The following is a 13701-nucleotide window of genomic DNA, read 5'->3' as shown; positions in this document are numbered from 1 at the left end:
CGCCACGAATCGCAGATTTGAAAGTGAACAGGAAAGTCAATGAAATCAACGATCTACCAACACCACCTCCGCGCCAGTGCTAGCTTTTCGTACCGTCACTTATTGCACTGAAAACGAGGAGACCCCGATAGCAGATTCTTTAGTATTCGTACCTGTACGAATACTTCAATGCGAGCGCGCCAGCAAAGGTACAGGCCGGCGACGGCGCACGATGGCCGGCCTTTCTCGGCGAGAAACAGGTAGGCCTCGCAGCTGTTGCATTACACCTCTATAGGTGTATTAAATACACTCCTAGAGGTTGATTGCGGGCCCTCGCCGTCCTACAATGCAGACTTACAAAAAAGAGATCGTCAGTTAGTCCGAACATCCAAATCAACAGGAGTGAGAGCATGAAAATTCTGGTGACCGCTAACCAGAAAGGTGGCGTTGGCAAGAGCACGCTGACCGCGCACCTGGCCTATGCCGCGCACGAAGACGGCAAGCGCGTGCTGATGGTGGACATGGACCGGCAGGGAAGCCTGTCCATGACGTTCCCCAGCACGGGCGGCCACGGCATCGTGGCTTCGCAGCTGTACCTGCCTGCCCTGCCCGCCGATGCCGCGATCGAGATGGTGGACGAGGGCCTGGGCATCGTGCGCGCCGATGCCGCGCTGCTGGAGGTGGACCGTGCGGAAAACAGCGTGGTCAAGCGCCCGCGCGCGGCCCTGCAGCAATTCGCCGACCAGTTCGACCTGTGCCTGATCGACACGCCGCCGCTGCTGGGCATGCGACTGCTGGCGTCTCTGGCGGCCGCCGACTATGTGGTGACGCCGCTGTCCATCGGCGTGTACGAACTGGCCGGGCTGGGCGACCTCATGCAGACCATGCAGGCGCTGCGCCAGAAGGGCGTCAACCAGCACGCCAAGCACATCGGCTTTTTGCCGGTGAACACCAACACGCGCAGCACTGCCGAGCGCGACGGCCTGGCCATGCTGCGCCAGCGCTACGGCGATGCGGTGCTGATCGAGGCCACCCTGCCCTCGCGGGCGGCCGTGAAGAAGGCGGTGGCGGCGCGCAAGCCGGTGTGGCACTCCACTCAAGGCGGCGGGCACCTGGCGGCGGGCAAGGAATGGCGGGCGGCGTGCCGGCTGATCCTCAAGCGGGTGAAGTGAGGGGGAGACAGAGCATGAGCAAGAAATCCACCAAACCCGCCGGTGCGAACATCTTCGCCGGCGCCATCGAAGGGCTGGGCGATTCGGTCTCCGCCTTTTTCACGGACGACGAAGCCCAGCAGTTTCCGGTTGCGCTGGATTTGATCGACATGCGGCCGCAGATCCGCACCGAACTGGAGGACGAGGACAACCCCCTGCCGGAACTGGCGGCCAGCATCAAGGCAGTCGGCGTCATCAGTCCGATTTTTCTGCGAAGGAAGGGCGAGCGGTATGAGTTGATCGCCGGCGAGCGGCGCGTGCGGGCGGCGCAAATGGCCGGCCTGGATGCCATCCCGGCGATGGTGCGCGATCTGACCGACCAGCAGGCCGAGGACATCCAGGCGGCCGAGAACATCCAGCGCAAGAACCTGACCAACATGGAGCTTGCACGCCGCCTGCAGAAGGATCTGGAGCAGCTGGGCAGCATCGACGCCGTGATGGCCAAGCGCAACAAGAGCCGTTCCTGGGTGTCCAAGATTCTGTCGCTTAACAAGCTGCCCGAGCAGACCCAGCGGCTGGTGACCGAGGGCGTGACCGCCGACCTGGCCATCATCAGCGACGTGCGCCAGATCGAAGCACGCGATCCCTTCGTGGCCAAGGAACTGGTGGACGACCTGAAGAGGAACTTCGGCAAGGGCGACTCGCGGGAGAAGGTGCAGCGGGTGCGCGCCAGGATCAAGCCGGCCGCGAACAAGGCCAAGGCCGCCAGGCACGACTTGGGCGAACTCTATGCGCAGGCCAGGACGGGCGATGCCAAGGCCATCGCCGCCGCGCTCACCCCCGAGCAGAAGAAGGCGTGCGAGGAGTTGCGCGAATACTTCGAGCAGGGCTGCAATGCCGCCAAGGCCGGGCGGGCGGTCTTCGAAGGCTTCGACAGCCGCGTGTTCGGCACCGCCGGCGCCGGCGCGCTGCGGCTGGCCGCTTTCCTGCGCGGGGTGGACGCGGGCCAGTCGGGCCGCTTCCAGCTCGCCGAAATCCTGCGTCTGGTGCAGTCGGCATGAAGCTGGGACCGCTCGACCCCGGTGAGTTCGCGGCGCTGCACTTGATCGCAGTGCGCATCGGCCGCCTGAGCGAGGCGCGCATCGCGGCCGCGCGGCTGGTGATTCAGGAAGGCAAGACCTACAAGTATGCCGCCGAACTGCACCACGTCACGGCGCAGGCGGTGTGGAACACTGTCGCCAGAATGAACGCGCTGCTCTCGGCGTACCGCGAGGCCAAGACGCTGGAGGCGGCGGAGGCCGGGACAAGACCAAAGCGGGGCCAGCCACGGCCGCGCACAGCACAAAAAAAAACCGGCGCTCCATGAAGAGCGCCGGGCAAACAGTTAGTCCGCAACAGGAATGTTGCAAGGGGATTTTATGACGAAGAAGGATCTCCCGGGGAGCGCGCACGACGCCTCGAACACCCGGCCGCCGCGCGGCGCCGGGGCCAATCCGGCGCCCGAGCAGGACGGCAGGCCGCTGTCGCTCGACTACCGCGCCAGCACGCCGATGCCCAAGTGGGTTCACGACGTGATTGACGAGTCCTTTGCGATCGAGACCGAGGAAGCGAAGAAGGCCGGCGCGCTGGGCTTCATGGCGCGCGCGCTGGTGAACGCGACCCTGCCGTACAAGGACCCCAAGAGCCCGATCTTCGAGCGCCGCAACGGCCACTATGTGCTACGCATGATGGGCGGCAACGACAACGGTCTGCCCTACGGCGTCTACCCGCGCCTGCTGATGAGTTGGATCACCACCGAGGCGGTGCGCACCGGTTCGCCGGAGCTTGAATTGGGCGAGAGCCTGAGTTCGTTCCTGCGCAACGTGCTCGGCATCCAGCGGGGCGGCGGCAAGCGCGGCGCCAACGCGCGCGTTTCCGAGCAGATGGAGCGACTGTTCTCGACGCTCATCACGGCCACGTACACCGGCGACCGCGGGCGCTCGTTCAACCTGCGCAACGTGCTGATCGTGGACGAGGCGTCCATGGACAGGGAGACGGCCCAGCTGCTGGACGAAGCCGCCGGCGATGTGGCCATCGCGCCGGCCGCCGATGCCAGGGATGGGGATGGGGATGGGGATGGAGACGATCGGGACGATGAGGACGACAACCGCCTGTGGACGCCGCAGAGCCGCGAGATGGCCGGGCGCTGGCGCTCCCGTGTCGTGCTCAGCGCGCGCTTCTTCGCGGAAATCATCGAGCGGCCGGTGCCGATCGACCTGCGCGCTTACCGCGCGCTGCGCGGCTCACCGGTGGCCATGGACCTCTACACGTGGATGACGTACCGCATGAGCTACATCGAGCGCTCCACCCGGCCGGTGCCGTGGGAGGCGTTGATGCTGCAGTTCGGCTCCAACTACGCGGTGGACCCGAAGGACCCCAGCCGGGCGGTGCGCGAGTTCCGCAACAAGAGCTTCAAACCGGCGCTGAACGTTGTGCGCGAGATCTACCCCGAGGCCAGGTTCGACGTGACAGAACGCGGCCTGATCCTGCACCCGTCCAAGCCGCACGTGCCGCAGATCAAGGGCCAGGGCGACCTGTTCTGAACGCTCGTCGCTCGTCGTGCTCGGGCCTTTCGCATGGTGCGATCTACTCTCGGCGCCGGCCCGTGCGCGGTGCGATCTACTCTCGCCGTCAGGCCGTCAGGCCGTCCGAAGGCCACCCCATCCCCTGTAACCAACGGTGCGATCTACTCTCGCTGCTGTGGATAAGTCGGTGGAGAACATCAAGATGTGCGTGCGATCTACTCTCGGTAACATCTTCAATTGGATCAAGGGCTTAGCGGGTTATTCGTGCGATCTACTCTCGCAAGGTGTGCGATCTACTCTCGCTCGGGAGCCCTCGAAGCACGCATAAACCATTGATTTTCAACAGGAAAATGGGTTATCCACAGACGCCCCCTGTATTTCTTTTCCTTATATTTCTTTATTTAACCTGTAGTAGAAGGCCGCGTTTGTGTACAGGCCGCGCCACGTAGGGACACCGCCTCTTGGGGGCTACGCCCCCGCCGGCTCGCTCCGGCCGCAAGCGGCCTACGCCCCGGCCGCCTTCGGCGTCCTTCCCACCCGGCATCCCCCAGGGCTAACGCCCTCGCGCTGCGCGCTCACCCAATCCAGGCCCCCCCAAGGGGGCCGAACAAAGACAGCCCCCCGACAAGCCACGCCCTGATCAAGCCACAACTGTGAATTCAAACGCTGAACTGCTTATCAGGACGCGGGGCAAGTTGCGTGCCAGCCAGCGGCGTGCCCCGCGCTCAGACGTCTGTGGTGTGCGTAGGCTGCGGGAACCCTCAGTGACGACCAACAAGGCCGCGCCCCAAGGAGACTGCGGGCGCGGATAAGCGCTGCGCCCTATGGGCTGGGCACGTGCGCGTTCAGGCGGTGACATGGGCTTCGCCCATACCCAATACCGCCAGGTGCAAGCACCTGGCCAAGCGGGTGCGGTTTCTCGGGGAGAAAAGAAGGCCGCTCGATGGCGGCCGAATCGGCGCTCCGTTTGGGGAGGAGGGAGGGAGGAGAAGGAGCGCCGGATCGCATGATATCCACGCGGTTGCCTGGAATCGGCATTTCTGTATCGTTGAACAAAACATATAATCTGCCTATGTTTTGTTAAACATGAGGTTTGCCGTGAAAGCGCTTTTCCTTGCCGCCGCCGCGGGCTGGCTCGCCGCGTGTACCTCGCCCGGCCCGGCGCTGGAGGCCGCCCGGCCGACCGTTCGCCATCAGTATGTCATCGACGTGCAGCCCAATATCGCGTTGCACCGCGCCTACAACGACGACGGGCACACCTACCTCGAATTCCTTGATGCTAGGCGCATGAATCCGGTAGTCACCACCGTCGATGGCACGGCCCTACCCTACGCCTGGACCGACCGGCTACTGGTCTTGGAAGGGGTCTACGACAACCTCACCGTGACGACGCCGCATGGCGTGGCGCACGTCTACGCCAGGATGCCGGCGCCGCCGGCGCGCGTGGCCGCGCCGGTGCCGGCGCGTGCGCTGGAGTATGGCGCTCCGGTGCCTGCGGTGCGCCCGCCGGCGCCCGACAACTACGGCGACGCGGCCGAGTTGCCGGCCCGGGGCGACGCGACGACGCCAGATCGCATCAGCGTGGTCCTCAACGGCAGTTTCTCGGAGTCGCTGGGCGAAGGGCGAGCCAGCCAGCTGGTGGCCGCATCGCGCGAGGCCAGCCGCGTCACCATCGGCGCGGCCGTGGCCCGGGGCGGCCACCTGGCCGAGGCCCGGGCCTACTCACGCATCGCCGAGGCGCGCCAGTTCCTGATCGACAACGGCGTGCCAGCCGAGCGGATTCGCACCACCCGGGCGGTGGTCGGCGGCGCCCGGGACAGCCAAGTCGATTTCGTGATCGCGTACTGAGGGCGGGTGGCATGATCGGCGCGAGAAAAGTCGTCCGCCGGGCGTTTGGGCTGATGGTGCCGCGCACGTCGCAGAAGATGCGGCGCAACGAGGTGTACCGCTGGACGAACCGGCTGGTCTGGCTGGTCATCGTGCTGCTGGGCCTGGCGGCGGCCCTATTCGGCACGCTGGGCAGAAGCTGAGGCGCGGGCGCGGCCGCCGGGGCGGCGGTCGCTAGACTCTCGGCCATGACTGATGACCAATGGGCCGGGCTTTCCCTGGCAGAGCTTCTTGCGGCACGCGAGGCGCTGGACGCGAAGATCCAGGCCGTGCGCTCCGAGGCGCGCGACGCCGCCATCGCGCAGATCCGCGAACTGATGGCCACCTACGACCTGAGCCAGGCGGACGTGATGCCCGGTGCCGCTGCGGCGGCACGCACCCGGAAGATCGAGCCCAGGAAGAAGGCGCCGGCCAGGTACTACGACCCGAACAGCGGCAAGACATGGACCGGGCGCGGCAAGGCGCCGCGATGGATCGCCGGCCAGGACTACACGAACTTCCTCATCCCGGCCGAGGGGATATTGCGGAAGATGGCCCAGCAGGTGCCGGCGGGCGCTTGAGCGCATCCTTGTAGCGGCGAAAGAGCGCCGCGCACTCGTCGTTCAACGCCGGTGACAACCGGATCTCGTCTCCCCGGCCGCCGCCGGCGCGGGCTTCATCGGCGAACTGGCGAAGGTGGGCGCTGGTCTGCGACTGGCCGAAGCGGTCCAACTGCCACTTGCGCACATGCTCGCGGCCGGGCCGAATCGAGCCCAGCACCGCCAGGGTGATGCCCTGCTTGAGGTACTGGCGCCAAGACTTGACCACGCCGCCGAGCCGGGCGAATTCCGCCTTCGCCTGCACGGGGGTGGCTTCGCGCAGGCGCTGCAGCTGGGCGTCGTACCGATCGGCGTAGGTGGTCAGGCCGCCGACGCCGGGGAGCAGCTGGCGGCGGAATTCGCGTTCCAGGGCACGAAGGGGCGGCGAGGACATGCTCGCACTTTATTCAGTAATCGTACAGGTACGCAAACTTAATTTGGCGTCAAGGTAGTTTAAACGGGCAAGCCTGACCGACGATCCGACACCTCGCCATGCTAGACTGTGATGATGCGTCGCTGGATCGCCATTTTCATACTGATACTACCGCTCCAGTTCAGCTGGGCAGCGGTGGCTTCGTATTGCCAGCATGAAAGTGAGCCAGCGAAGACGGAGCACATCGGTCACCACGAGCATAAGCATGCTGACACCGATACAGTCGGCAAGACCAAGAAGAGTGAGCCAAGCCTCGACAAGTCCGATCGCGACTGCCGCCTTTGCGGTGGCTTGGGCTTGGGTGTAACTCAGCTCCATGTGGCCAAGCAATCCGTGGACCGTGGCAACACCATGGTTGCTCATATCTCCACGCCTTTCACTGGCGTGAACCCCTCTCCGCCCGATCGCCCTCAGTGGCCCGTCCTCGCCTGATCGGCGGGGCGCCTACTTCTCTTTTCAGCCAACTAGCCAGTCAGCCTGCACGTCTTCGTGACGTGCTTGGGCGTGCGCGGTAAGGCGAAACGAACCACAGGCCACCAAGCAGACCTGTGTCTGCCCTCCCGCCGATGTCTTCGTATTTCGAGGTCATTGGAGAATCGGATGTTAAAGGGTAATCACGGTAACAAGGGTCAGCGCGCCGCGCGCGGCCACAAGAAATTCGCGCTCGCAACGGTGGCTGCCACCATATTGCTGGGTACCACCGGAGCTTGGTCCCAAGTGATGGCTCCCAGCATGCAAAGCCCTCAATCGGTGCTGGGTACCACTTCTGTGTTGTCCGCCACGCCGTTGTCGCTCGCCAGGGCCATCGAGCTTGCGATGGAAAGCAACCCCGAGGTGGCTGCCGCCACACGCCAAGTCGAAGCCTCCGAAGGACAGGTGATCCAGGGCCGAGTTAGACCTAACCCGGAACTGGCCTACTCGCTTGAAGACACACGTTCGCAGACGCGCACGCAGAGTTGGCAGCTGAACCTGCCCATCGAACTGGGGGGAAAGCGCGCTGCACGCACAAAGGCCGCTGAAAAGGCCCGTGAGCAAGCCCTGGCACAGTTGGCAGACGTGCGCGCCACCGTTCGCGCCAACGTGGTGGCAGCTTTTTTCGATGTGCTGACCGCGCAGGAGCGGCTTGCTTTGGCAAAGGACAGTTCGGCGCTGGCCAAGTCGTCCACGGACGCTGTGGCCAAACGGGTTGCGGCAGGCAAGGTCTCTCCTGTCGAGGAAACCAAGGCCAGGGTGGCGGAGTCCGGTATCCGCGTTGAGTTGAGCCAGGCCGCCAGCGAAGAACGCAATGCCTTGACGCGCCTGAATGCGCTGCTCGGCAGAACCACTGCCGTCGCCGGTGCGCTGGAGGGTAAGGCTGACGACCTGCCTGTTGATTCATCAGCACAACTGAGCCAGTGATCACGTTGAATATTGAGCCACTGGGTTGATGGATTCTTTGACTATTCGGTTGTGGATAAGTCTATCGGGTCTGCTGTTTTTCGATCTCCTTTCTGGCTCTTTGGGCGTTGCTTTGGGGGAGCCGCGCCAGCGGCACTGGAGTGCTTGAATCGCCAGCTCTCGTTGCCCGTCTCGACGATGTGGCAATGGTGCGTGAGCCGGTCAAGCAAGGCCGTGGTCATCTTGGCGTCTCCAAAGACGCTGCTCCACTCCGAGAAGGTGAGGTTGGTGGTGATCACCACGCTCGTTCGCTCATAGAGTTTGGAGAGCAGGTGGAACAGCATCGCGCCGCCCGACTGCGTGAATGGCAGGTAGCCCAGTTCATCCAGGATCACCAGATCGACGTACATCAGGCGGTGCGCCATTTGCCCGGCCTTGTTCTGCGCCTTCTCCAGCTCCAGGGCGTTGACCAGCTCCACCGTTGAGAAGAAGCGCACCCGCTTGCCATGCATGCGAATGGCCTCGATCCCCAGGCTCGTGGCCAGGTGGGTTTTACCCGTGCCGGGGCCACCAACCAGCACCACGTTGTGCGCCGACTCCACGAAGCGAAGGGTGTGCAACTGGCGCACCAGTGCTTCGTCGAGCTGCGCGTGGGCGAAGTCAAAGCCGGCGAGGTCACGGTGCGAAGGGAAGCGCGCCACGCGCATCTGGTAAGCCATGGAACGCACCTCACGCTGAGCGGTCTCGGCCTTGATGAGCTGGTGCAGCACGGCCTCATGATCCAGCGACTTCATGCGGGCGGTGCCCAGTACCTCCGGCCAGGCACTGGCCATGCCGTGCAGGCCCAGCGCTTTGAGGGCATCAATGACGTCATGCATGGTCGGACTCCGGTGATGCCTCATGAGGCTGGACGTTGCGCAGTGCGTCGTAGCGCTGCAGGTTGGCCAGTGGCGGCGTGTTGAGCTTGAGCATCGTGGCCACCGGTGGCTCGGGCACGCGCTGCTCCTTCAGACGCGAGAGCACGTTGAGCACGTGCTCGGCACTCACCCGCCCGGACTGCAGCGCCAGCTCTACCGCCACCACCACGGCCTCCAGTCCATGCAGGCTCACCCCCATGAGCACCTGCGCCATCACCCTGTCGCCACCGCTGTGGCGCAGCAACTGGCGCTGCATTTCCTGCAGTGGCTCGGGCATGGTCTTGAAGGGCGCGCCGTTGCGCAGCGCGCCGGGCTTTCGCTCGATGAGCGCGATGTAATGCATCCAGTCGTAGAGCGTCTGATCACGTTCGAAGCTGCGCGCCAGGCGCACCTGTCGCCCATCGGGCCCGACCACCAGCAGGCCATCCGCGTAGGCCCGCAGACTGACCACCGCATGAATCCATTCACACGGCACGCTGTAGCGGTTGCGCTGGAAGTGGATCAGTGCGGTCGCAGAGACCCGTACCGGCTGCTCCACGTAGCCATCAAACGCACGGGGGTTGGGCATGAGACGAGCACGTTCGTCCTGCCAGACATCGGCCACCGTGAGCTGAGTCCATTCCGGGTGACTCATCTCAGCCCAGGCCTTCACGCAGGCCTGCTGCAACCAGTCGTTGAGTTCACCAAGCGTCCCCCAGCGCCGCTCGCTGGCCTCACGCCAGATGTCCTTGCGCCGATCCTGAACGTTCTTCTCCACGACCCCCTTCTCCCAGCCGGCGGCCCGGTTGCAGAACTCCGGCTCGAACAGGTAGTGCCCGGTCATCGCCTCGAAGCGTGCATTGACGCTGCGCTGTTTGCCATGGCCGACCTTGTCCACAGCGGTCTTCATGTTGTCGTAGATGCCCCGCCGGGGCACGCCACCGAAGAGGGCGAACGCCCGTGCGTGCGCATCGAACAGCATCTCGTGCGCTTGGCTGTAGTACGCCACCAGGCAGAAGGCGCGACTGGCCGCCAGCTTGGTGTGTGCCACTTCCAGGCGGCGGCGCAGCCCGCCGATGAACAGGTACTCGCAGCTCCAGTCGAACTGGAACGCCTCGCCCAACTCGAAGCTCAGCGGCACGAACCCCGCACCACGCGCAGCGTTGCCTTGCTCTTGCTGCCAGCGCTGGGCAAAGGCGTAGACCGGCCCTCGGCTGCCGCTGTAGCCCTGCGCGCGCAGCGCCTCAAACATGGCCTTGATCCCGCGTCGATCGCGTTTGCTGCGATGGCTATCGGCCTTGAGCCATTGGCTCAACTGCTCCTTGTACGGATCCAGGATGCTGGGGCCCGACACCCGCTGCGGGTATCGGGGTTCGGCCATCTGCCCGTCTTTGAGCCACTTGGTGGCTGTGTTGCGCGAGATGCCCAGGCGCCGGCTGGCCTCGCGCACCGACACGTCCTGCCTCAGCACGAGGCGGCGTAACTTGCTCAATGTGCTCACGTTGATCACTCCTGCTCCCCCGTGCTGAAAAATTCAGCAGGATAGAGCGGCAACGTGGCTCAAATTTCAACGTGAATGCGTCCCGAAATGGCCCAGCTTTGGAAATGAATCAACACCAGGGCCAAGCCACCGGCATCGGTCAGCATATGCGCTGCATCGGCGAGTAGAGCGAGACTACCGGTCCACAGGCCACCGACGACTTCCACGGCCATGAATATGGTCGTGAGCGCCAAAGCTCCCATCAACCGCGTCTTGTGCCGTCCTGCGGCCGTGCCGGAAGGCGTCGTCGCTCCGTGTGAATGTCCTGCACCCATGTATACGTCCCGTTTTCGCTAAATGCTTAAGAAAAATGATACTGATATTAAGCAACAGCATAAGCATGCCGAGGATGCCACTTTCATAGCGATCCAGAATTTCGAGGCGCAGGCGCTCCATGCCCGCTGACATCGTCAGCCGCAAGAACAGTTGCACTTCCCCTTTATGGAGTTGGGTAAGGTGATTGAGGGCAACGCCGTCCGCTGGCTTTAGGCGCGCGCGACGGGAACCTGTCGCCAGTCGGTGGTGTACTGGGGTGTTCGTCGGGCCTGGCGCATTGCCCAGTCACGCCGCGCGGCCGCGGTGCCGACGCTGCCCTGCTTCACCGTGGCTTTTCCCCATCGGGCATTGAGCTTGTCCACCACGCTCATCAGCTGGCCGCGGTTGCGGCCAGATTCATCTTCAAGATCGAGTTCGCCTTGCAGGATGCTGCTGTCGCAGAGGTCCAGCAGCATCACGCCGGCTTTCGCCAAGTTGTAGCCGGGCTCGAAAATCAGTTCTAGACCCATCGTGGCCGCCTGGATGATCTTCGCCGTGTCGGCCGTGGGCCGGCGCAACGGCACCACGAGCGACTTGGCCCAGCGCGGGCCTGGCCGGAACGGCGAGGTGTGCGCGAAGACCAGCACGCGCCCGGCCAGGCTCCCCTGTCGCCGCAGCTTCTCGGCCGCGCGTGTCGCGAAGTCGCTCACGGCCTGCAGCAACTGCGGCAACTCGCGCACCGGCCGGCCGAAGGATCTCGTCACGGCGATCTCGCGCTTGGGCGTGGGAGCCTCTTCCAGATCGATGCAGGGCATGCCTTGCAACTCGCGAACGGTGCGTTCGAGCACCACCGACCAGCGGCGGCGCACCGAAGCCGGGTCGAGCCGCGCCAAATCCTGCGCGGTGGCCACGCCGGCGTCGCGCAGTTGTGCGCCGATACGCGGCCCAACTCCCCACACGTCGCCCACGTCAGTGATGGCGAGCAGCAGGTCCACGTCGGCCTGCGGCAGCGCACCCAGGTGGCATACCTGCGCGTGCTGCGCAGGGTAGCTGCCGGCTTTCCTTTCTGCGCACTTGGCGATGTGGTTGGCCAACTTGGCCAAGGTTTTCGTGGGCGCTATGCCGATGCACGTCGGAATACCGATCCAACGGTGGATGCGAGCGCGGATGGCATGCGCGCGCTCGGCCAGGTTGCCACGCACGCCGTGAAGATCCACGAAGCACTCATCGATGCTGTAGATCTCCTGGCCGGGCCCGAGGCCTGCGGCCAAGCTCATCATCCTGTCCGACATATCGCCGTACAGGGTGAAATTGGCGCTCAGGCTGACCAGGCCGGCGCGGTCTTCGAGATGGCGGAATTCATGGTGCGGCTGGGCCATCTTGATGCCCAGCGCCTTGGCTTCGTTGCTGCGGCTGATCGCGCAACCGTCATTGTTGCTGAGCACGACCACCGGCCGGCCCTGCAGGCTCGGCCGGAAAACGCGCTCGCAGCTCACGTAGAAATTGTTGCCATCGAGGAGTGCCAGCATGGTGCATCACTGGAACCGCTTGATGCAGCTGGTGGCCACGCCCCAAACCTCGATCGTCTGCCCTTCCGTAGGCACGATTTCCGGGTACGTCGGGTTGCCTGCCTTGAGCTTGAGCCGGCCGGCGCGAAGGTACAGTTGCTTGACGGCGTATTCACCGTCCACCACGGCCACCACGATGTTGCCGTGGCAGGGTTTGAGGGCTCGGTTCACCAGCAACAGATCGCCGTCGAAGATGCCCAGGTCCTGCATGGAGTCCCCGGCAACACGGAAAAGAAAGGTAGCCTGGGGATGGGTGACGAGGATTTCGTTGAGGTCGATCCGCTTGACCAAGTAATCGTCCGCCGGCGAGGGGAAGCCGGCATGCACGCTGGCATTGGCCAATGGCAGCACCAGGCCGCTGCTGGCCAGCGGCACTGGGACGTTAAAACATTGGATTGCACTGTGCATACGTACAGTATAAATCCGACGCTTCGGGCGCTATGCACCAGCCTCCCCTAGACTGCTGTCAAGATTTTCAGGGAAAGGATCGCTCCATGTGCTACTCGGCCGCCGTGCGCGCGGACTACGCCGCGTTCCGTCGCCTGTTCCCGAGGTCCCGCCTGGCGCTCAAGGCGTTCTTCGATCTGTACTGGCGGCGCAGGCAGCAGCCCAAGCCGCCCATGCGTACGCCCAGGGTGATGGATGCGCAGTTCACGCATCCCCACTCGCCCGAGGAGCGCGAGATCCATGCGCTGATTGCGGAATTCGACGCGAGCCAGGTGTCCGCGCTGGAGCAGGATCTGTTCGCGCAGCGCAAGCGCCTAGCCGACGCCGAGCGCGCCCTGCAGACCAAGGTGACGAAGAAGGCCCAGGAAGACCAGCGCATCGCCACCGCCAAGATCGACCAGGCGCTCGCGCGCCTGACGAGGCTGAAGCGACCCGAACTGAGCGAAAGCGATACGCGGATTTTCCCCGGCTGGTGGGCGCCGGTGCTGGTGATCGAGGGCGGCGAGCCGGTGATCTGGCCCATGCGCTACGGGTGCCGGCCGGCCGGCAAGCCGACCCTCTACGACAGGAAGTACCCCGGGACATACAACGCGCGCCGGGACAACCTGCGCGGGTTCTGGAAGCAGCAGTTCGGGCAGACGCACGCACTCATGCTCGTGACCACGTTCTTCGAGAACGTGGCCCGGCACGCGGCCGAAGGCCGGGCGCTGCGCGCTGGCGAGGCGCCAGAAAACATCGTGCTCCGGTTCGAGCCCAGTCCACCGCAGGAGATGTACATCGCCTGCCTGTTTTCGCACTGGACGCCGCCGGCGGGCTCCGACGAGCCCGACCTGTGGTCGTTCGCGGCCGTGACGGATGATCCGCCGCCCGAAGTGGCCGCGGCCGGGCATGACCGCTGCATCGTGCAGCTGCGGCCCGAGAACGTTGAAGCCTGGCTGACGCCGCAGGGGCGCACGCTGGACGCCTTGGATGCGCTGCTCGATGACAAGGCGCGGCCGTACTACGAACACCGCTTGGCCGCGTGAT

General features: G+C 64.6%; 16 protein-coding genes. 9 read left to right on the top strand and 7 right to left on the bottom strand.

Annotated features, from left to right (window positions below; translation table 11 throughout):
- The first annotated feature begins 389 nt into the window (after positions 1–389).
- From ACX12L_RS21425 to ACX12L_RS21395, 7 genes are all read left to right on the top strand, one after another.
- Positions 390–1151, top strand: a complete 762-nt coding sequence (locus ACX12L_RS21425; protein ID WP_231698539.1) for a ParA family protein — start codon at positions 390–392, stop codon at positions 1149–1151.
- A gap of 14 nt (positions 1152–1165) precedes the next feature.
- Positions 1166–2191, top strand: a complete 1026-nt coding sequence (locus ACX12L_RS21420) for a ParB/RepB/Spo0J family partition protein (protein ID WP_231698538.1) — start codon at positions 1166–1168, stop codon at positions 2189–2191.
- The gene (locus ACX12L_RS21415) at positions 2188–2496 is read left to right on the top strand and encodes a hypothetical protein (protein ID WP_231698537.1); all 309 of its coding nucleotides are present in this window, start codon (positions 2188–2190) and stop codon (positions 2494–2496) included. The genes ACX12L_RS21420 and ACX12L_RS21415 overlap by 4 nt, the downstream gene beginning before the upstream one ends.
- A gap of 52 nt (positions 2497–2548) precedes the next feature.
- Positions 2549–3712 (top strand): replication protein RepA, encoded by a 1164-nt coding sequence (locus ACX12L_RS21410; protein WP_231698536.1) that lies wholly within the window; start codon positions 2549–2551, stop codon positions 3710–3712.
- A 1269-nt stretch (positions 3713–4981) separates the two neighbouring features.
- Complete coding sequence (locus tag ACX12L_RS21405; protein WP_459264417.1) at positions 4982–5542, top strand: hypothetical protein; 561 nt, start codon at positions 4982–4984, stop codon at positions 5540–5542.
- Between the two features lie 53 nt (positions 5543–5595).
- Entirely contained in the window at positions 5596–5724 is a 129-nt protein-coding gene (locus ACX12L_RS21400; protein ID WP_459264416.1) for a hypothetical protein, read from the top strand.
- 45 nt (positions 5725–5769) lie between these two features.
- Positions 5770–6141, top strand: a complete 372-nt coding sequence (locus tag ACX12L_RS21395) for an H-NS histone family protein (protein WP_147915023.1) — start codon at positions 5770–5772, stop codon at positions 6139–6141.
- Here ACX12L_RS21395 and ACX12L_RS21390 read toward each other — a convergent pair.
- Positions 6083–6553: a hypothetical protein gene (locus ACX12L_RS21390; protein ID WP_147915022.1), complete on the bottom strand. Its 471-nt coding sequence runs from the start codon at positions 6551–6553 to the stop codon at positions 6083–6085. The genes ACX12L_RS21395 and ACX12L_RS21390 overlap by 59 nt on opposite strands.
- A 147-nt stretch (positions 6554–6700) precedes the next feature.
- Complete coding sequence (locus ACX12L_RS21385) at positions 6701–6955, bottom strand: hypothetical protein (RefSeq protein ID WP_231698658.1); 255 nt, start codon at positions 6953–6955, stop codon at positions 6701–6703.
- Positions 6956–7192: 237 nt separating this feature from the next.
- On the opposite strand from ACX12L_RS21385, the gene ACX12L_RS21380 reads away from it, so the two are divergent.
- Positions 7193–7990: a TolC family protein gene (locus ACX12L_RS21380; protein ID WP_459264415.1), complete on the top strand. Its 798-nt coding sequence runs from the start codon at positions 7193–7195 to the stop codon at positions 7988–7990.
- Between the two features lie 41 nt (positions 7991–8031).
- Here ACX12L_RS21380 and istB read toward each other — a convergent pair whose 3' ends face one another.
- The 5 genes from istB to ACX12L_RS21355 all read right to left on the bottom strand — a co-directional run bounded on the left by istB (position 8032) and on the right by ACX12L_RS21355 (position 12636).
- The gene (istB, locus tag ACX12L_RS21375) at positions 8032–8847 is read right to left on the bottom strand and encodes an IS21-like element helper ATPase IstB (RefSeq protein WP_225782451.1); all 816 of its coding nucleotides are present in this window, start codon (positions 8845–8847) and stop codon (positions 8032–8034) included.
- Positions 8840–10366 (bottom strand): IS21 family transposase, encoded by a 1527-nt coding sequence (gene istA / locus ACX12L_RS21370; RefSeq protein ID WP_225782461.1) that lies wholly within the window; start codon positions 10364–10366, stop codon positions 8840–8842. The genes istB and istA overlap by 8 nt, the downstream gene beginning before the upstream one ends.
- A gap of 59 nt (positions 10367–10425) precedes the next feature.
- The gene (locus ACX12L_RS21365) at positions 10426–10608 is read right to left on the bottom strand and encodes a cation transporter (protein WP_459264418.1); all 183 of its coding nucleotides are present in this window, start codon (positions 10606–10608) and stop codon (positions 10426–10428) included.
- A 282-nt stretch (positions 10609–10890) separates the two neighbouring features.
- Positions 10891–12189, bottom strand: a complete 1299-nt coding sequence (locus ACX12L_RS21360) for a Y-family DNA polymerase (RefSeq protein ID WP_147915014.1) — start codon at positions 12187–12189, stop codon at positions 10891–10893.
- A gap of 6 nt (positions 12190–12195) precedes the next feature.
- Positions 12196–12636: a LexA family protein gene (locus tag ACX12L_RS21355; protein ID WP_147915013.1), complete on the bottom strand. Its 441-nt coding sequence runs from the start codon at positions 12634–12636 to the stop codon at positions 12196–12198.
- An 86-nt stretch (positions 12637–12722) separates the two neighbouring features.
- Here ACX12L_RS21355 and ACX12L_RS21350 point away from each other — a divergent pair, with 86 nt between their 5' ends.
- Positions 12723–13700, top strand: a complete 978-nt coding sequence (locus ACX12L_RS21350) for an SOS response-associated peptidase family protein (RefSeq protein WP_147915012.1) — start codon at positions 12723–12725, stop codon at positions 13698–13700.
- Position 13701 lies beyond the last annotated feature (1 nt).

Source organism: Alicycliphilus sp. T452 (genome assembly GCF_054512775.1).
Note: the sequence above shows the minus strand (reverse complement) of the source record. Positions and strands in the feature narration are given on the sequence as shown.